19 protein-coding genes (1 of these 19 only partly in view) are annotated in these 17184 nt (G+C 33.6%); 7 read left to right on the top strand and 12 right to left on the bottom strand.

Annotated elements, in window-relative coordinates; genetic code table 11:
* The 7 genes from ACYQ3X_RS02965 to ACYQ3X_RS02935 all read left to right on the top strand — a co-directional run.
* Positions 1-1255 carry the 3' portion of an ATP-binding protein gene (locus ACYQ3X_RS02965; RefSeq protein WP_460180347.1) on the top strand. 302 nt of this gene lie to the left of the window's left edge, so only the last 1255 of its 1557 coding nucleotides appear in the window; its start codon lies off the left edge, out of view; it ends in the stop codon at positions 1253-1255.
* Positions 1245-2582 (top strand): sigma-54-dependent transcriptional regulator, encoded by a 1338-nt coding sequence (locus ACYQ3X_RS02960; RefSeq protein ID WP_460180346.1) that lies wholly within the window; start codon positions 1245-1247, stop codon positions 2580-2582. Before ACYQ3X_RS02965 ends, ACYQ3X_RS02960 begins: the two co-directional genes overlap by 11 nt.
* A gap of 119 nt (positions 2583-2701) precedes the next feature.
* Positions 2702-3172: a hypothetical protein gene (locus ACYQ3X_RS02955; protein ID WP_460180345.1), complete on the top strand. Its 471-nt coding sequence runs from the start codon at positions 2702-2704 to the stop codon at positions 3170-3172.
* An 8-nt stretch (positions 3173-3180) separates the two neighbouring features.
* Positions 3181-4101, top strand: coding sequence for a sulfite exporter TauE/SafE family protein (locus ACYQ3X_RS02950; protein ID WP_460180344.1), 921 nt, complete (start codon positions 3181-3183; stop codon positions 4099-4101).
* Position 4102: 1 nt separating this feature from the next.
* Positions 4103-4867, top strand: coding sequence for a TIGR02186 family protein (locus tag ACYQ3X_RS02945; protein ID WP_460180343.1), 765 nt, complete (start codon positions 4103-4105; stop codon positions 4865-4867).
* 18 nt (positions 4868-4885) lie between these two features.
* The gene (locus ACYQ3X_RS02940; RefSeq protein WP_460180342.1) at positions 4886-5743 is read left to right on the top strand and encodes a universal stress protein; all 858 of its coding nucleotides are present in this window, start codon (positions 4886-4888) and stop codon (positions 5741-5743) included.
* Positions 5740-6156, top strand: a complete 417-nt coding sequence (locus tag ACYQ3X_RS02935; RefSeq protein WP_460180341.1) for a universal stress protein — start codon at positions 5740-5742, stop codon at positions 6154-6156. The genes ACYQ3X_RS02940 and ACYQ3X_RS02935 overlap by 4 nt, the downstream gene beginning before the upstream one ends.
* 14 nt (positions 6157-6170) lie before the next feature.
* Here ACYQ3X_RS02935 and ACYQ3X_RS02930 read toward each other — a convergent pair whose 3' ends face one another.
* The 12 genes from ACYQ3X_RS02930 to ACYQ3X_RS02875 form a co-directional block, all read right to left on the bottom strand.
* Entirely contained in the window at positions 6171-7547 is a 1377-nt protein-coding gene (locus ACYQ3X_RS02930) for an NADH-quinone oxidoreductase subunit N (protein ID WP_460180340.1), read from the bottom strand.
* Complete coding sequence (locus tag ACYQ3X_RS02925) at positions 7544-9157, bottom strand: NADH-quinone oxidoreductase subunit M (protein WP_460180339.1); 1614 nt, start codon at positions 9155-9157, stop codon at positions 7544-7546. Before ACYQ3X_RS02925 ends, ACYQ3X_RS02930 begins: the two co-directional genes overlap by 4 nt.
* 17 nt (positions 9158-9174) lie before the next feature.
* Entirely contained in the window at positions 9175-11076 is a 1902-nt protein-coding gene (nuoL, locus tag ACYQ3X_RS02920) for an NADH-quinone oxidoreductase subunit L (RefSeq protein WP_460180338.1), read from the bottom strand.
* A gap of 1 nt (position 11077) precedes the next feature.
* On the bottom strand, positions 11078-11380 hold the full coding sequence (gene nuoK, locus ACYQ3X_RS02915; RefSeq protein ID WP_460180337.1) for an NADH-quinone oxidoreductase subunit NuoK: 303 nt from the start codon (positions 11378-11380) through the stop codon (positions 11078-11080).
* The gene (locus ACYQ3X_RS02910; protein ID WP_460180336.1) at positions 11367-11888 is read right to left on the bottom strand and encodes an NADH-quinone oxidoreductase subunit J family protein; all 522 of its coding nucleotides are present in this window, start codon (positions 11886-11888) and stop codon (positions 11367-11369) included. The genes nuoK and ACYQ3X_RS02910 overlap by 14 nt, the downstream gene beginning before the upstream one ends.
* Complete coding sequence (locus tag ACYQ3X_RS02905) at positions 11872-12468, bottom strand: NuoI/complex I 23 kDa subunit family protein (RefSeq protein ID WP_460180335.1); 597 nt, start codon at positions 12466-12468, stop codon at positions 11872-11874. The genes ACYQ3X_RS02910 and ACYQ3X_RS02905 overlap by 17 nt, the downstream gene beginning before the upstream one ends.
* 4 nt (positions 12469-12472) lie before the next feature.
* Positions 12473-13474, bottom strand: coding sequence for an NADH-quinone oxidoreductase subunit NuoH (gene nuoH / locus ACYQ3X_RS02900; protein ID WP_460180334.1), 1002 nt, complete (start codon positions 13472-13474; stop codon positions 12473-12475).
* Entirely contained in the window at positions 13474-14667 is a 1194-nt protein-coding gene (nuoD, locus tag ACYQ3X_RS02895; protein WP_460180333.1) for an NADH dehydrogenase (quinone) subunit D, read from the bottom strand. The genes nuoH and nuoD overlap by 1 nt, the downstream gene beginning before the upstream one ends.
* Entirely contained in the window at positions 14651-15190 is a 540-nt protein-coding gene (locus ACYQ3X_RS02890; protein WP_460180332.1) for an NADH-quinone oxidoreductase subunit C, read from the bottom strand. Before ACYQ3X_RS02890 ends, nuoD begins: the two co-directional genes overlap by 17 nt.
* Positions 15159-15758 (bottom strand): NADH-quinone oxidoreductase subunit B, encoded by a 600-nt coding sequence (locus ACYQ3X_RS02885; protein ID WP_460180331.1) that lies wholly within the window; start codon positions 15756-15758, stop codon positions 15159-15161. The genes ACYQ3X_RS02890 and ACYQ3X_RS02885 overlap by 32 nt, the downstream gene beginning before the upstream one ends.
* Positions 15755-16132 carry an NADH-quinone oxidoreductase subunit A gene (locus ACYQ3X_RS02880; RefSeq protein WP_460180330.1) on the bottom strand — a complete coding sequence of 126 codons (378 nt, stop codon included), beginning with the start codon at positions 16130-16132 and terminating at the stop codon, positions 15755-15757. The genes ACYQ3X_RS02885 and ACYQ3X_RS02880 overlap by 4 nt, the downstream gene beginning before the upstream one ends.
* 94 nt (positions 16133-16226) lie before the next feature.
* The gene (locus tag ACYQ3X_RS02875) at positions 16227-17183 is read right to left on the bottom strand and encodes a thiamine pyrophosphate-dependent enzyme (protein WP_460180329.1); all 957 of its coding nucleotides are present in this window, start codon (positions 17181-17183) and stop codon (positions 16227-16229) included.
* Between the last annotated feature and the right edge of the window lies 1 nt (position 17184).

Genomic DNA, 17184 nt, shown 5'->3' with positions numbered 1-17184 from the left:
TCTTAAAAATTTAATTAATCATTACAAGCAAAAGTTCAATGAATTATTAATATTAATTGGCCAGATTAAACAAGAACTTGACAAAAATAAAATATTCAAAACTAAAGAATTTATTCTTATAAACTCTGCAGTGGTAGAAAATCCAGGTGCAGTAGTAGATTTTCTGAAGCAATCCAGCAAAGAAAACAATAAACTGATTATTTTGTTAAAAAATCTGGATAATAATATCAAGGAACTTAGAAAAACAGGAGAAGATATTGTAAATATATCAAGAAAAATTGATCAAAACTCAAGAGACAACATTGAGATGGTCATAAAACGATCATATGGAATGTTTTTTCTATTCCTTACACTATTTTTTTTAGGTGGTAATGGAATTTTCTTGATTGTGGGGAAAAATATCATAAAAAGGCTAAAATTGGTAACTTCTGTGGTGGAAAAAGTTGGTAATGGAAAGTTTATTCAGATTTCTAATGGTTCTAACAAAGATGAAATTGATTTACTTATTAGAAAAATCAATGAAATGGAAAACAAACTCATGCAAAGAAAGATAGAACTTGATGAGAAAAACAAACAACTTTTTCAATCAAAAAAACTGGCTGCAATTGGTACTCTTGCTACAGGAGTTGCTCATGAATTAAACAATCCTTTAAACAATATTTATATTTCAGTCCAAATTTTGCAAAAAGAGTTAAAAGAGCCACCTCCATTTATTAATGAGATTTTAAATGATATATCTCATGAAACAGCAAGAGTAAAAAGAATTATAGAAGATTTACTTGAATTTGCAAGAGGCAAAGAGCCAGTTTTTAAAAAGGTAAGAATAAAGGATATTATTTTTAAAGCCTCTAATTCAATAATCAAACAGAGAAACTTTAAAAATATAGACTTAAAAGAAATTCCAGAAGAAATTGTAATAAACGCTGATCCAGATCAGCTGGAAAGAGTATTTCTCAATCTTTTTGAGAACGCAATAGATGCTATGCCTGAGGATGGCGAGATAAAATTAAAAGTTTTAAAGAAAAACGATTTCGTTGAAATCTCTGTATCAGATACAGGAACAGGAATTCCTGCTGATAAATTGGAAAAGATATTTGAACCATTTTTTACTACAAAAAATAAAGGAACAGGACTCGGTCTTGCAATAGTTTATAATATTATTCAAAAACACAATGGTAAAATATTTGTAGAAAGCACAGAAGGCAAAGGAACAATCTTTAGAATTTTATTACCGGGAGCATCATATGAACTTTAGAATTCTTGTAGCAGAAGATGAAGAAATCACATTAAAACATCTTGTATACGCTCTTAAAGCAGAAGGATATGAAGTAGAAGGAGTTACCAATGGGCTTGAAGCTCTCAGAATGCTTGAAAAAAATAAATTTGAAGTTCTTATAACAGATATTAAAATGCCTGAGATTGACGGAATGCAACTTCTTGAAATAGCCAAAAAAAAAGAACCAGATATTGAAATTGTTATAATTACAGGGTTTGGAAGTATAGCTTCAGCAGTTGAATCTATGAAAAAAGGAGCATATGATTATATCACAAAGCCCTTTGATCTGGATGAATTAATTTTTAAAATTTCCAAGATTAAAGAAAAAAAAATTCTTGAACGACAGAATATAGCATTAAAAACATTTCTTGAAATAAACAAAAAGACCTCTTTCATTGGCAAAAGCGAGAGCATGAAAAATATTCTAAATATTATTGAACAGATAAAAAACTCTGATTGTAATGTTCTTCTTACAGGAGAAAGTGGAGTAGGCAAAAGTTTTATAGCAAAACTTATTCACTATACGAGCAAAAGAAAAGATATGCCTTTCTTATCCATCAACTGCGCTACTTTAACAGAAGAATTACTCAGCAGCGAACTTTTTGGTCATGAAAAAGGAGCATTCACAGGAGCAATAAAACAGAAACAGGGATTGGTAGAGGTAGCTGACGGAGGCAGTCTTTTTCTGGACGAGATTGCTGAAATGAGTCCTACCATTCAGGCAAAGCTTTTGAGAGTTATAGAAGAAGGCGAATTTTTCAGAGTTGGGGGCACAAAACCCATAAAAGTTAATGTGAGATTTATCGCAGCAACCAATCAGGATGTGAAAAAAGCCATACAGGAGAAAAGATTCCGTGAAGACCTTTATTACCGTCTTAATGTAATGGAAATAAATATACCACATTTAAGAGAAAGAAAAGAAGATATTGAACCATTAAGCAAATTCTTTTTACAAAAACATCTACCAAAATACAACAAGAAAATCAAAGGATTTACAAAAGAAGCAATGGATATTCTGATACATTACAGTTTTCCAGGCAATGTAAGAGAACTTGAAAATATAATTGAACGAGCTATAATACTTGAAAAAACTCAATACATTACTGTAGAAAGCTTGCCTCCTACTCTTTCACTGTTTAAAATAGAAACAATACAGCACGGCAATATAAAAACTATAGACGAATTAAATAAAGAATATGTAGAAAAAATTTTAGAAATTACAGGAGGCAATAAAAGTAAAGCCGCGGAACTTCTTGGCATCTCACGAACAAGTTTGTGGAGAATACTGAAATCAGATAATAAATAAATTGTTCATCACTGTTTCAAAATAAAACACTATCTATCTTTCTCTTCTTTTAAAAATCAAATAATATCAAGAAAATCTAAGTGGCATAATTTTTGTTATTTTTTCTCTTAGAAAATAAAATGAGCAGGAAACATCTTTTGCTAACAGTATTGTGGGGAGAAAGGCTAGATGAAGTCTTCCAGTACACTAAAGAACTGGCAAAAATTATGAATAAGGATATAACTATGCTATTAATTCATCCTAAAAAAAGAAAATTTGAAGATTTGATGACCGCAGTTACGTTTGCAGAAGCAAGTGAATCAATTACTGCATCGGAATTACTGCAAAAGGACCAGAATGAGATAATTCAAAAGAATCTCAAAAGTTTAAAAGAAAAATACAATCAGTCAGGAATTAAGGTTGATGTAGTTTATATCGAAAATACAGTCTATAATGCAATTGATAACTTTTTAAGAAAAAACGAGCATATTGAAATGGTGCTGCTGAGCCCAGAAATTACCGTGAATGGAGAACTATCTGCAAGAAAATTGAAAAACCTTATAAAACATGCTGGCTGTCCAGTTGTAACAATGACAAGAAATAAAAAATAGGAGGGGATATGTATATTTACTTACCTGTAGCATTAACAAGTATTAATGCATTTTTACCTGTATGCCTCGGATTGGTTGTTGGATTACTTTCAGGATTGTTTGGTGTGGGAGGTGGCTGGCTTATGACGCCTCTTTTGATGATGCTCGGGATTCAGCCTGCTATAGCAGCAGCAACTGACGCAGCTCAAATTGTTGGAGCATCCACTTCAGGAACATATGCTCACTGGAGGCTGGGGAATGTTGATTTTAAAATGGGATTTCATCTGCTAATTGGAGGATTTCTTGGTGGATTAACAGGTGTAGAAATAATTAAAATTCTTAGAGTGATTGGAAATGTAAACTTTTTGATTAAAATTACTTATGTAATAATGCTTGGAGTAATAGGAAGTTTCATGTTTATAGAAAGCCTCAGTAAACTCAAAAATAAAAACAAAATCGTTGAAAACAAAGAGAAAAAAGACTCAGCTGTTACAAAGTTTTTCAAATCTCTTCCCTTTCAAATTCATTATCAAAAATCAGGTATTACCCATTCCATATTATTAACAGCTACAGTTGGGTACATTGTGGGTATTCTTGCTGCAATAATGGGAGTTGGAGGAGGATTTTTAATGGTACCAGTGATGTTTTATCTTCTTAGAATGCCCATGAACATTGTTATAGGAACAAGTCTTTTTCAGATCTTTTTTACATGTGTTGAGGTAACATTTCTTCAAGCATACATAAATCACACAGTGGATATTTTACTTGCCATAATGCTTTTGATTGGTTCAAGCTTTGGAGCCCAGGTTGGTGCAATTATAGGTAAAAAAATAAAAGGTGAACAATTAAGAATTCTGATGGCAATTCTTGTATTAATGGTCACAGTAAAAATAATTATTGAATTAATTACACCACCATCAATTTTATTATCACCCGCAGGAGGACATTAAAATGAAAAAATTGATGATTTTTCTTATCCTAATTTTTTTCATTGTAATCTCAACAAATGCATGGGCTAAAATTTCAGTGATTGCAAATCATAATCACATTACTATTAATTTATTTTATCATGGTTCTACAGTAAGTGTAAAAGGACAGGCTCAACCTGGATCAGATATTGTTGTTAAAATAACATCTCCTGATGTATCTCAGGTATTAAGGAAAAAGGGGAGAGTTCTTGATCTGGTATGGATGAGTGTAGAAAATCTTAAGTTTGACAATATTCCAAATCTTTACATATTAAGAAGCACAAAGGAACTAAAAGATATCTTGAACGAACAGGAAGCAGTTAAAAATAAAATAGGCTACTCAGCACTCAAAAACTTTGCACAGATTACTCCTGTTTCAAACGAAAATGAAAGAGAAAGATTGTGGAATGATTTCATTAAATTCAAAGAAAAATCAAAATTATATAGTGTAAAAGCAGATATTACAAAAAGCGAAGAAAATGAACAGACTCATTATTATACTTTGATTCAGTGGCCCTATCAGGCTCCACCTGGCATATACACTGTTACAGCATATGAAATAAAAGATGGAAAAGTTATTGATACTGCTCAAACCCAGATTAATGTAGAAAAAATTGGAATACTGAAAGCGCTTTCAAATATGGCAAATAATAACTCTTTATTTTATGGAATTATTTGCATATTAATTGCAATACTGGCTGGATTCTCAGTAGGGGTCCTGTTTAGAAAAGCTGGAAAAGCTCATTAAAATTAAGGAGGCAAATTAATGTATAGCAATATTTTAGTAGCCTTTGATGGTTCAGAGTTCAGTAAAGCTGCTTTATTTGAAGCTGTCAGATGGGTAAAAAAGCATGGTGGTCACATAATTATGGTTCATGCAGTATACTTTGATGAAGAAGAATTCATTATAAGTCCTGAACATAGGGAACAAAGAATAATGCTGGGTAAGCAGGTTTGTTATCAAATGAGTCAGGAAGTATCAGAAAAATACAACATACAGGCAGAACTTATAATATGTGAAGGTGATGCTCCTGATGTAATTTTACAGGTAGCAGATGACAAAAAAGCAGATTTAATAGTTATGGGAACATATGGTAAAAAAGGACTTAAAAAGCTTATCTTAGGTAGCACTACCTATAAAGTTATTGTGGAATCCTCGATAGATGTAATGGCAGTAAAGAAAATTTCTACATCGGATGAACTACATTACAGATCAATCCTTGTTGCCTTTGACGAATCTGAATATAGTAAAAAAGCCCTGCAGAGGGCATGTGAACTTGCAAAAATAGAGGATTCTACAATTTCTGTAATTTATGTAATTCCAAGGTATCAGGAAATGGTGGAATTTTTCAGTACTGAATCTATAAAACATGCTTTAATTGATGAAGCAAAAAAAATCCTTTCAGAAGCTGAAAAAATTGCCTTAAAATATAATGTTTCTATAAAAAAGATTCTTCATGAAGGTTCTATATCGGAAAAAATTGTTCAAACAGCTAATCTAATGCTTTACGATCTAATCATTATGGGAACATATGGATGGAAGGGTGTTGATAAGGTAATCATGGGAAGTAATGTAGAGAGAGTTATTATTAATTCATCTTTACCTGTAATAATTGTAAAATGAAAGGTTATAGAAAACTATTAATTGCAGTAAATGGTTCAAATGATATTTTAAAATACGGAATAAAATTGGCAAAAGATGAGGGATGCTGGGTAACTGTTCTAAAAATAATTCCACCTTATGATGGAGATTTGCATCTGACAGGAATTAAAAATATTGCCGATGTAATAAACAACAATGTAACGATTTTTGTTAATGAAGTAAAGAATATTGCTGAATCTGAAAGAGCTTTAGTGAAAATAAAAGTGCAAGAAGGTGATATAGAGGAAAAAATTCTAAAAGCCGCAGTTGAGGAAAATGTTGATTTAATAATTATACAGGCAGAAAAAACCAGTCCAATCAAAAAGCTCTTTCGTAAGAACCTTATAGCTAAAATTATAAATCAAGCACCCTGTCCTGTTCTTGTTGTAAGGTAATTTTCCTGTCCTGACTATATTAAAAATACTGGCAGAATTCCAAACAATATAACGCCTGTTATACAGACCAAAACTGCTATCTCAAGTTCTCTTGAATAAACTGGTTCAGGAGATTTCAAAGGCTCTTTCATATACATGTACATTACAACTCTCAAATAGTAGTAAGCTGATACCACAGTGAAAAGAACAGCAATCACTACAAGCCATGTAAACCCTGCTTTTACAGCCTGAAGAAATATATTGAATTTAACAATAAATCCTGCTGTGGGAGGCACCCCTGTAAGTGAGAACATAAATATCAACATTGCAAGTGCCAGAGCAGGATGAAATCTATGAAGTCCTTTGTAGTTTTCTATATCCTCCTCATTAAAAGCAATAACCATCGCAAAAGCTCCAATATTCATGAGAGTATAAATTAACATGTAAACCACAACAGCATTAAATCCTGTCTGTGTTCCCACTATCAATCCAATTGTAATGTATCCTGCATGAGCAATACTGGAGTACGCAAGCATTCTTTTTATGTTTCTCTGAACAAGAGCAAAGAGATTTCCCACTGCCATTGTGGCAATTGAAAGCACTATAAGAAAACTACTCCAGTCAATGTAGTAGTTTCTGAAAATTTCAATTAAAATTCTACCAAAAGCACCAAGCACAGCTACTTTTGGTAAAGTAGATATAAAAGCAGTTATCGGAGTTGGTGCACCTTCATATACATCTGGTGCCCACATATGAAATGGAACAAGAGCTATTTTAAAACAAAGCCCGATTATGAATAGCCCAAGCCCTATATAACCCAGAGACACATGATTTGAAAGAGATTTCATCAAAACTGAAAAATCTGTAGTATTTGTAGCACCATAAAGAAAAGCTATTCCAAAGAGCATAATTGCTGAAGAAATCCCTCCGAGCATGAAGTATTTAACTGCTGCTTCATTTGATCTCTGATCATATCTTCTTATCCCTACCAGAACATATATGCTCAAAGACATGAGCTCAAAAGAAACAAAAAAGCTTATCAACTCTCTTGCAGATACTAAAAGCATCATACCAAGGACTGAGAAAAGCACAAGAGCTATACTTTCATTAAGCAAAATTAATTTTTCTTTCAAATAGGAATTAAGAACAAGAAGTGAAAGAATTGCTCCAATAATTATGATTAACTTCAAATAAACTGATAGAAAATCATTTAAAAACATCTCACCAAATGCCTGACCTTCAAATCCTGGCACAATCAAAACAAGAACAACTAAAAACAGAACAGAACTCCAGAGAAGAATTTCATTTCTGATTTTTAGAAGCCCTGCAAGTAAAATCAATGATGCAAAACCTGTAAGAATTATTTCAGGTATCAAAGCATTAAAATTTAAAGGAATCTGCGGTATATTCATTTTACAGCTCCTTGAGTCATCACATGATTAATTAACTCTTTAACTGATTGATGCATAAAACTAAGAAGAGCATTTGGATAAAATCCTATCCAGAGCACTGCTACAAGAAGTGGAAAAAGTGTTAGTATTTCTCTTGCATTTAAATCTCCATAATCCTGTATGTGATTGAGAAACTCTGGATTGGTTTTTTCAAAGAAAACTCTTTGATAAAGCCATAACATATATGCTGCACCTATGATCAATGCAGTGGCTGCAAGAACACACATTAATTTCCATGCTTTAAATGCTCCAAGCAGTATTAGAAACTCACCAATAAATCCATTTGTTCCGGGAAGTCCAATGGATGCAAGAGTAAAAGTCATGAAAAATGCAGAGTATGCAGGCATTACAGTGGCAACACCTCCATAATCTGCTATCTGACGCGTATGGGTTCTCTGATACACTATTCCAACGCATAAAAACAAAGCTCCTGTAACAATTCCGTGATTAAGCATCTGAAGAACTCCGCCTTGAATGCCCTGCTGATTAAGGGCAAAAATTCCAAGTGTTACAAGTCCCATATGACTTACAGAACTGTAGGCAATAAGACGCTTAAGATCTTTCTGGACAAGACATATTAAGGCACCATAGATAATTGCAATAACTGAAAGAATCATCATAAAAGGTTTCATTGCAAGTGTAGCTTCTGGAAACATGGGAAGATTAAATCTTAGAAATCCGTATGCTCCCATTTTAATAAGAATTCCTGCAAGTATAACACTTCCTGCAGTGGGTGCCTCAGTATGAGCATCAGGAAGCCATGTGTGCACTGGCCACATGGGAACTTTGACAGCAAATGCAGCAAAGAAAGCCAAGAAAAGCCAGAGTTGCATTTTATAAGGATAAGATGTTTTCATAAGTGCAAGAATATCTGATGTTCCTGTATGGAAATAAAGGACTAAGATTCCAACAAGCATTAAGACACTGCCAACAAAGGTATATAAAAAAAACTTAATTGCTGAGTAAATTCTTCTTGGTCCACCCCATACTCCGATAATCAGATACATGGGAATAAGCATTGCTTCCCAGAAAATATAAAAAAGGAAAATGTCAAGACTCATGAAAACACCGATCATTGCAGAATGAGTAAGTAACACAGCAGAATAAAATTCTTTTATTTTCTTGTCAATCTCTCTCCATGAGACTGTTACACAAAGAATGGTAAGAAGACTGCTGAGTAAAATAAACAACACACTTATTCCGTCAACTCCAAGAGAATACTTAATCCCCCATTGAGGAATCCATAAATATTCCTCCCTGAACTGCATCTCATAAGTAGCTCTGTTAAAAGAAATATATAAAGGAATACTGAGGACAAACTCAACAATTGATATAACAAGAGCTGAAAATTTTATTAATTCCTCTTTTTGTCTTGGAAGAATTGCTATAAAGGCAGCACCTACAATTGGAAAGAAAATAAGAGTTGAAAGAACTGGAAAATGTAAATTATTTACTGCAAATCCGAACATTAAAATAGATCCACCAAGAAGAACAATAAGCAAAAGTGAGATTAAGAGATGTTTTAGGAGCTCTCTGTTACTGTCATTTTTAATTACTGCTTCTTCATGCATATTTAACTCCCCATTATTTAAAATTGTCCAAAACAGAAAACTATCAGAACAAAAACAATAATTCCTGCAATCATAAAGATTGCATACTGTTGAAGTTGTCCTGTTTGAACAGGTCTTATGTAATAGCCTGCTTTGTAGATTAAATTAGGAAGACCGTTTACAATTCCTTCTATTATCTTAATGTCTGTAATTCTTTCAATTAGTTTATCAGCAATCCATAAAGTTGGTTTTACAAAGAGGAAGCTATAAATTTCATCAACATAGTATTTATTCCATAAAACTTTATATAATCCTTTAAAAGACTCTGTGAGCTTTTCTGGAACTTCAGGCTTTAAAATATACATATACCAAGCAATGAATATTCCCAGTAAACCTGCAATAATTGAAATTGCCATTACAAATTTTTCATATTCATGAGACAATGCAATCACTGGCTTGGAAACTAAAGGTTCAAGAAAGTGAGGAACTGAAAAATATCCAACAAAAATTGAACCAATTGCAAGAACTATCAGAGGAACAGTCATTATTGGAGGTGATTCATGAACATGCCTGAAATCATCATGAGAACCCCTGAACTTGCCATGAAAGGCAACAAAGACAATTCTAAAAGTATAAAATGCGGTCAATGCTGCAGTGATTGTTAAAAGAATCCAGACAAATTTTCCATATGTTTTTGTAGAGGCAAAGGCATACCACAAAATTTCATCTTTACTGAAAAATCCAGAAAGTCCTGGAATTCCTGAAATAGTTAAAGCAGCTATTAAAAATGTAATGTATGTAACAGGCATTTTGCTTCGTAATCCACCCATCTTATATATATCAAGCTCACCAGCCATTGCATGCATTACACTTCCAGCTCCAAGAAAAAGCAGAGCCTTAAAAAAGGCATGAGTATAAAGATGAAATATACCAGCTCCATAGGCAGCAACTCCACATGCAGCAAACATATATCCAATCTGGCTGATTGTTGAATAAGCAATAATTCTCTTCATGTCCCTCTGAACAAGACCTATTGTGGCTGAATAAAAAGCTGTTACAGCACCTGTGATTGCTACAACTGCAATTGCAGTTTCTGAAAGACTATATAATGGACTGAGCCTTGTTACCATGAATACTCCAGCAGTAACCATTGTGGCAGCATGAATAAGGGCACTTACTGGTGTTGGACCTTCCATTGCATCTGGAAGCCATACATAAAGAGGAATCTGAGCTGATTTTCCAACTGCACCGCAGAAAAGAAGTAAAGCTATAAGAGTGATTAAATCCACATTCCATTCAAATAAATTTACTGTTTTACCCTGGAGAGCTGAAATCTTAGGAAAAACTTCACTATAATTCAAAGCATAAACACTGACAAATAAAAGAAAAATACCAAGAGCAAAACCAAAATCTCCTACTCTATTTACTATAAATGCTTTCTTACCTGCATCAGAGGCTGATTTTTTCTTATACCAGAAACCAATTAAAAAGTATGAACACAGTCCCACTGCTTCCCATCCAAAATAAAGCATAACAAGATTGTTTCCCATTACAAGCATAAGCATTGAAAAGACAAAGAGATTAAGGTAGGCAAAGTATCTTGCATATCCTGGATCACCATGCATATATCCAACAGAATATATATGAATCAACCAGCCAACAAAGCATACAACAAAAAGCATTACAGCAGTAAGCTGATCTATGAGATAGCCAAAGCTTATTCTTAAATCATCTGATAAAATCCATGTATAAACATTGTATTCAATGATTTTTCCCTGAAAAACCTCTGAGATTGCAAAAATTGAAACAATTAAAGAACCAAGTATAGAAAGAGTTCCTACGTAGCTTACAACTTTTGTATTAACAAATCTCCCAAAAATTATGTTAAAAAGAAACCCTGTAATAGGAAAAAGTAGAATCAAAATATAGTATTCCTTCATCTTAGCCCCTCAATTTATTAATCTCATCAGAATGATTTATTCCAGTGTTTCTGACAAGAGATAGAACAATAGCAAGACCAATAACAGCTTCGCATGCAGCAATAGCTATTGAAAATAAAACAAAAATCTGTCCTGTAAGATTAGCATTATAATAGCTAAAAGAAGCAAAAGCAATGTTTACGGCATTAAACATAATTTCAAGACACATGAGCATTGCAATCAAATCTCTCCTTATAATAAAACCTATTAAACCTATACTGAAAACTGTAGCACTCAGGATTAAATACCAGCTAAGAGGCGTCATCTGCCCCCCTGTCAACAGGAGTCTTTTTTGCAATAATAATTCCTCCTATAAGAGCAACGAGTAAAACTAAAGAAAGTATTTCAAATGGCAAAAGATAATAAGAAAAGAGAAGCTTACCAAGTAAATTAGTATCAGACTTAATTAAAACATTTTCTTGGGATCTTACAACGCTTAAGAAAATATAAAGACTCATAAAAAATATAATACCTGCAATCAATCCAGCAACAGAAAATTTTACAAATCTTTTATGTCTAAGCTCTTCCTTAATATTCATTACCATTATGGCAAAAATAAATAAAGCCAGAACTCCTCCCACATAAATAATAATCTGAATAACCATTAAAAACTCAGCATTTAAAAAAAGAAATACTGCTGCCACATTAAGAAGAAAAATCAATAAATAAAAAGCACTGTGAATGATATTTCTGCAAGCAATAACTGCGATACTTAAAATACAAAGGCTTACAAAAAAATATATAAAAAAAGCATGCTCAACTGCTGGATTCATTAGGTTCCTCCTTCTTTATCTCAACAAACCTTTTAATTGGAATAGGTTTTTGTTCTCTCTTTGCTTTGGGCCACCTTGATGGATCAATTCCTGGTGGTTGCCAGAATTTATTGAAATAAAAATCATAGGGCCACTTACTTGCAAACTCATCCCAGTTTTTAAGAAGTTGTTCTTTGTTAAAAATCAGTTTTTTTCTCGTATAGTCAGAATATTCAAAATCCTCTGTAAGCACCAGAGCACATACTGGACAGGCTTCCACGCAATAGGCACAGAATATACATCTTGATGCATCAATAACATAGTCTGTTACAATCATTTTATTTTCTGTTTTTTCTCTTTTAATGTAAATACATCTTGATGGACATACGGTGGTACATCTCATGCATCCAATACATTTTTCATTTCCTGTAAAAGGGTCTCTTACAAGAGCATGTCTGCCTCTAAATCCAGGATAAATTTTTCTTCTTTGAAGAGGATACTGTATTGTTACAGGTTTACTGAAAAGCATCCTCAATGTAAGAAAAAGTCCCTTAAATATTTCTATGAGAAAAATCTTATTTATAATTTCTTTCAGTTTCATAGTTTTACCAATAATACTTGAAAATTGAAGTAACCACAATATTAAATAAAGCTAAGGGAATCAAAACCTTCCATCCAATAGCCATTAGCTGGTCATATCTGTATCTTGGCAAGGTACCTCTCAGCCAGAAAAACAGAAATATATGAAAGTAAACCTTCATAAGAAACCAAACAATGCCAGGAACAAATCCAAGAAATGGTAAAGCTTTTACTAAAACTGGCGGGATTGTCCATCCCCCCCAGAAACATATTGTGGCAACTGCAGACATGCAGAACATTGCAAGATATTCAGCAAGATAAAATAGTGAAAATCTTATTCCAGAGTATTCAACAAAATATCCTGCAACAAGTTCTGTTTCTGCTTCTGGCAGGTCAAAGGGAAGTCTGTTGGTTTCTGCAAGCATGGCAACAATAAAAACAAAGTATCCAATAATCTGTGGAAATAAAAACATTCCATACCAGTATTCAGTTTGCTTGTTAACTATTTCGGTTAAATTAAAGGACTCTGCCATTAAAATAACACCAACAAGACTTAAACCAAGAGCAACTTCATAGCTTATCATCTGTGCTGCTGAACGAAGACTACCTAAAAAAGCATACTTGGAGTTTGATGACCATCCTGAAAAAATTATTCCATAAGTTCCAATTCCAGCAACACCAATCACATAAAGCAAACCCACATTTATATCTGCAATAACCCAGTTTTTATTCACAGGAATTACAGCAAAGGTGCTTAAAGCTGCAGTGAGACTTATAAGAGGTGCTATTTTGAAAATTGCTTTATCTACTTTTATCGGAATAATATCCTCCTTAAATATAAGCTTAATAACATCTGCAATTGGCTGAAGTAATCCATGGGGACCAACAATCATGGGACCAAGTCTTAGTTGAATATGTCCTATTACCTTTCTTTCAGCATATGTAGCATATGCAACATGAAGCATAAGAATTCCAAAATAAATTATAGTTTTAAGAGTCGCTATAAGGACGATATAAAGTGTTTCCATTATCTATCACACTCTCCTAAGACTATGTCTATTGAGCCTATGTTTGCTATAACATCTGCTACTAAGGAGCCCTCACATAATTTTGGCAACACTCCTGCATGAACAAAAGAAGGGGCACGAACTCTCATTCTGTAAGGCTTTGAGGAGCCGTCACAAACAATGTAAAATCCAAGCTCTCCACGAGGAGCCTCTACTGAGGCATAAACTTCTGTAAATTTTTGAATAAATTCCTGAATTTGTTTATCGTCAGTGTATATTTCAAAAAGAATATCTTTTTTATCAATTTTAAGAGGAGATTCAGGCATCCTTATTCTTAAAGCATTTTCAGCAAGAATATCTCCTTTAGGAAGTTTTTCAATGCACTGTTTGATTATTTTCACAGATTGCCTGAACTCAAGCATTCTACATTTATATCTGTCATATATATCACCATTTTTACCAATTGGAACTTTAAAATCCACTTTATCATACGCATCATATGGGAAAAATTTTCTTACATCATAGTAAACACCAGAACCTCTCAGTGTTGGACCTGTAAGTCCCCAATTTATAGCATCTTCTGCAGTAATTACTCCAACTCCCTTTGTTCTTTTTAACCATACTCTGTTCCTATCAATTAATGTTTCATACTCTTCAACTTTTCTTGGAAATTCCTCTACAAATTTGTAAAGTTTATCAAGAAATTCATTGTCCACATCACATCTTACACCACCAACTCTCGGATAACTTACAGTTAGCCTTGCACCTGTTACCATTTCAAATAATTCAAGAAGTGATTCTCTGTCTCGCATTGCATATAAAAATACTGTCATTGCGCCAATATCAAGAGCATGTGTTGCAATCCAGACAAGGTGACTGCATATTCTTGCCATCTCAGACATTATTGTTCTTATAAACTTTGCTCTTTCTGGAACATTAATACCAACAAGTTTTTCAATGGCAATACAAAAACCAACATTGTTTACCATACTTGAAATATAGTCCATTCTATCAGTAAGAGGAAGAGACTGAACATAAGTTAAATCTTCAGAAAGTTTTTCTACTCCTCTATGCAAGTACCCAATATAGGGAGTACATTTTTTGATTACCTCTCCTTCAAGTTCAAGAATAAGCCTTAAAACTCCATGAGTTGCTGGATGTTGAGGACCCATATTTACTACAATTTCTTTTACTGTTTTAGCTTTGTTCTGCATTTTCCTTCCATGCTTTTGCAGCTTCTCTTAATTCCTTATAAACTTCCCATTCTTTGTCACCAAGATTACTTTTTACAGGATAATCTTTTCTTAAAGGATATCCATTCCAGTCCTCAGGCATAAGAATTCTTCGCAGATCTGGATGTCCTGTAAATTGAATACCAAACATATCAAAACATTCCCTTTCAAACCAGTTTGCAGTTGCCCAGAGGTCAGTAACAGAATCTATACAACATCCCTGCTCTGGCACCTGTGCCTTTATTCTTATTCTATGTCTGTGTTTGTGTGACTGTAGATGATAAACCACATCAAAACGAGGTTCTCTGAAACCAAGATAATCAACTGCTGTAATGTCTATAAGATAGTCAAAATCCATTCCAGGAGTATTTTTTAAATAAGCAAGGATTTCTTTTATTTTTTCTTTTTTTACTGTAATTGAGCATTCGTCTCTGAAACATACAAACCACAAAATTTCTTCAGGAAATTGTTCTTTAATCTTTTTCACTATTTCTGCAGGATTCATAACTACACCTTCTCTGAGATTTATCAATTAAACAAACTCCTGAAATACAACCTCTTTTTTTATAGGGTTCGTTTTTTATTTTTTCCTGAAGCTTTAACAGTCCTTCAATTAAAGCTTCTGGTCTTGGTGGACAACCTGGGATATAAACATCCACTGGCAGAATTTCATCAACACCCTGAACAGTACTGTAGGTGTTAAAAATTCCACCACTACAGGCACAGCTTCCCATTGCAATAACATATCTTGGTTCTGGCATCTGATGATATAGATTAACTATTACAGGTGCCATCTTTTTTGTTACAGTTCCAGCAATTATCATCACATCTGCCTGTCTTGGTGTTGCTCTCATTATAATTCCAAATCTGTCAAGGTCATAATGGGATGCAGCAGTTGCCATCATTTCAATTGCACAACATGCAAGTCCAAATGTAAGAGGCCAAAGAGAAGAACGCCTTCCCCAGCTTGCTATTTTATCAAGAGTCGTAATAATTGTATTAGCTGCTGGAATGACTTTAATGCCTTCCTCTACTTCTACAGGCTCTGTAGTTGTGTCAATAACATGAATCATTCTTTACTCCAGTTAAAAACTCCTTTGCCAATTGCATAAAAATAACCGATTAAAAGAATAAAAATAAAAAGATACATTTCTATCAAAGCATAAAAACCAATTTTTTTATAAACCACTGCCCAGGGATAAAGAAAAACAGTTTCCACATCAAAAATAACAAAAATCAATGCAACAATATAAAATTTTACATTAAATCTTTCCCATGTATCTTCCATGGAAGGAATTCCACATTCATAGGGAGTAAGTTTCAGAGTATAGGCTCTTTTTGGACGAACTAATCTACTAATTAAAAGCATGGAAACTCCAATAATAATTGAAATAATTATCACTACCAGAACAGGTAAATATCTTTGGTTTAAAGCATCCAAGCCCATTTACCACCCTTCAAAAATGATAGCAAATAGTATAACAAAAAAAAGATGAAAAAAAGAATAGCTCTCTGTAGTTTTTACAGAGAGCTATTGAATTTTATTGATTATCTTCTTTTGAAGCAAACATTTCTTCTTCTTTTAAAAGTCTTTCCCAGTTTTTATCAATTATTTCCTGAATCTCAGCAATGAGCTTTTCCTTCCCAGGTTCAAAAAGATGTTTAAATCTGCCCTGTGCTTTAAGGAATTCTACAATTGGTTTTTTCTCCTTTGGTTTCACAGTAACTCTTGTAACGCCATTTTCAACTTCATAAAGTGGCCAGAAACATGTCTCAACAGCAAGCCTGCTTATAAGTATTGCATCATCTGTTCTTGTTCTCCATCCACGATTACAAGGTGTGAAAACGTTTATAAATTTAGGACCTTCAATTTCAAGAGCTTTTCTAACCTTTTTCATTAAGTCTGGCCAGTGACTTGGTGATGCTTGTGCAACATAAGGAATTCCATGAGCCGCCATAATTCTTGTTAAATCCTTTCTCTGCTGAGGCTTTCCCGGTATAACTGAACCTGCTGGGCAGGTTGTAGTATCAGCATATGTGGGAGTTGCACCAGAACGCTGAATTCCCGTATTCATATATGCTTCATTGTCATAACATACATAAAGCATGTTATGCCATCTTTCCATTGCACCAGAAAGGCTTTGAAAACCGATGTCATATGTTCCACCATCTCCACAGATAGCAATAAATTTTATATCTCTGTCAATCTTACCCTGTTTTTTAAGCGCTCTATACATTGTTTCCACTCCTGAAAGAGTGGCAGCTGCATTTTCAAAGGCATTGTGAATCCATGGCAGTTTCCACGCAGTATATGTTGATATGCAGGATGAAACTTCAAGGCATCCAGTAGAAGATGCTACAACAACAGGATAATCGCAGGCTGCAAGAAGTATCATTTTAACTACTATGGGCGCTGCACATCCTGCACAAAGACGATGTCCTGATGTAAATCTTAACTCTTTTTTTGATAGCTCTTTTAAGTTTAATGGTGTGCTCATT

It is taken from the genome of Thermodesulfovibrio sp. TK110, assembly GCF_054658355.1.
This window is presented reverse-complemented; position numbering and strand designations above follow the sequence as displayed.

What these genes read in the sequence shown, in the direction of transcription:
- ACYQ3X_RS02955 (WP_460180345.1), top strand. Translation starts at nt 2,702, where the DNA reads ATGAGCAGGAAACATCTTTTGCTAACAGTATTGTGGGGAGAAAGGCTA.
- ACYQ3X_RS02935 (WP_460180341.1), top strand. Translation starts at nt 5,740, where the DNA reads ATGAAAGGTTATAGAAAACTATTAATTGCAGTAAATGGTTCAAATGAT.
- ACYQ3X_RS02960 (WP_460180346.1), top strand. Translation starts at nt 1,245, where the DNA reads ATGAACTTTAGAATTCTTGTAGCAGAAGATGAAGAAATCACATTAAAA.
- ACYQ3X_RS02880 (WP_460180330.1), bottom strand. Translation starts at nt 16,132, where the DNA reads ATGGGCTTGGATGCTTTAAACCAAAGATATTTACCTGTTCTGGTAGTG.
- nuoL (WP_460180338.1), bottom strand. Translation starts at nt 11,076, where the DNA reads ATGAAGGAATACTATATTTTGATTCTACTTTTTCCTATTACAGGGTTT.
- ACYQ3X_RS02890 (WP_460180332.1), bottom strand. Translation starts at nt 15,190, where the DNA reads ATGAATCCTGCAGAAATAGTGAAAAAGATTAAAGAACAATTTCCTGAA.
- ACYQ3X_RS02945 (WP_460180343.1), top strand. Translation starts at nt 4,103, where the DNA reads ATGAAAAAATTGATGATTTTTCTTATCCTAATTTTTTTCATTGTAATC.
- ACYQ3X_RS02940 (WP_460180342.1), top strand. Translation starts at nt 4,886, where the DNA reads ATGTATAGCAATATTTTAGTAGCCTTTGATGGTTCAGAGTTCAGTAAA.
- ACYQ3X_RS02885 (WP_460180331.1), bottom strand. Translation starts at nt 15,758, where the DNA reads ATGATTCATGTTATTGACACAACTACAGAGCCTGTAGAAGTAGAGGAA.
- ACYQ3X_RS02875 (WP_460180329.1), bottom strand. Translation starts at nt 17,183, where the DNA reads ATGAGCACACCATTAAACTTAAAAGAGCTATCAAAAAAAGAGTTAAGA.
- nuoH (WP_460180334.1), bottom strand. Translation starts at nt 13,474, where the DNA reads ATGGAAACACTTTATATCGTCCTTATAGCGACTCTTAAAACTATAATT.
- nuoK (WP_460180337.1), bottom strand. Translation starts at nt 11,380, where the DNA reads ATGACGCCTCTTAGCTGGTATTTAATCCTGAGTGCTACAGTTTTCAGT.
- ACYQ3X_RS02905 (WP_460180335.1), bottom strand. Translation starts at nt 12,468, where the DNA reads ATGAAACTGAAAGAAATTATAAATAAGATTTTTCTCATAGAAATATTT.
- ACYQ3X_RS02910 (WP_460180336.1), bottom strand. Translation starts at nt 11,888, where the DNA reads ATGAATCCAGCAGTTGAGCATGCTTTTTTTATATATTTTTTTGTAAGC.
- ACYQ3X_RS02950 (WP_460180344.1), top strand. Translation starts at nt 3,181, where the DNA reads ATGTATATTTACTTACCTGTAGCATTAACAAGTATTAATGCATTTTTA.
- ACYQ3X_RS02925 (WP_460180339.1), bottom strand. Translation starts at nt 9,157, where the DNA reads ATGCATGAAGAAGCAGTAATTAAAAATGACAGTAACAGAGAGCTCCTA.
- ACYQ3X_RS02930 (WP_460180340.1), bottom strand. Translation starts at nt 7,547, where the DNA reads ATGAATATACCGCAGATTCCTTTAAATTTTAATGCTTTGATACCTGAA.
- nuoD (WP_460180333.1), bottom strand. Translation starts at nt 14,667, where the DNA reads ATGCAGAACAAAGCTAAAACAGTAAAAGAAATTGTAGTAAATATGGGT.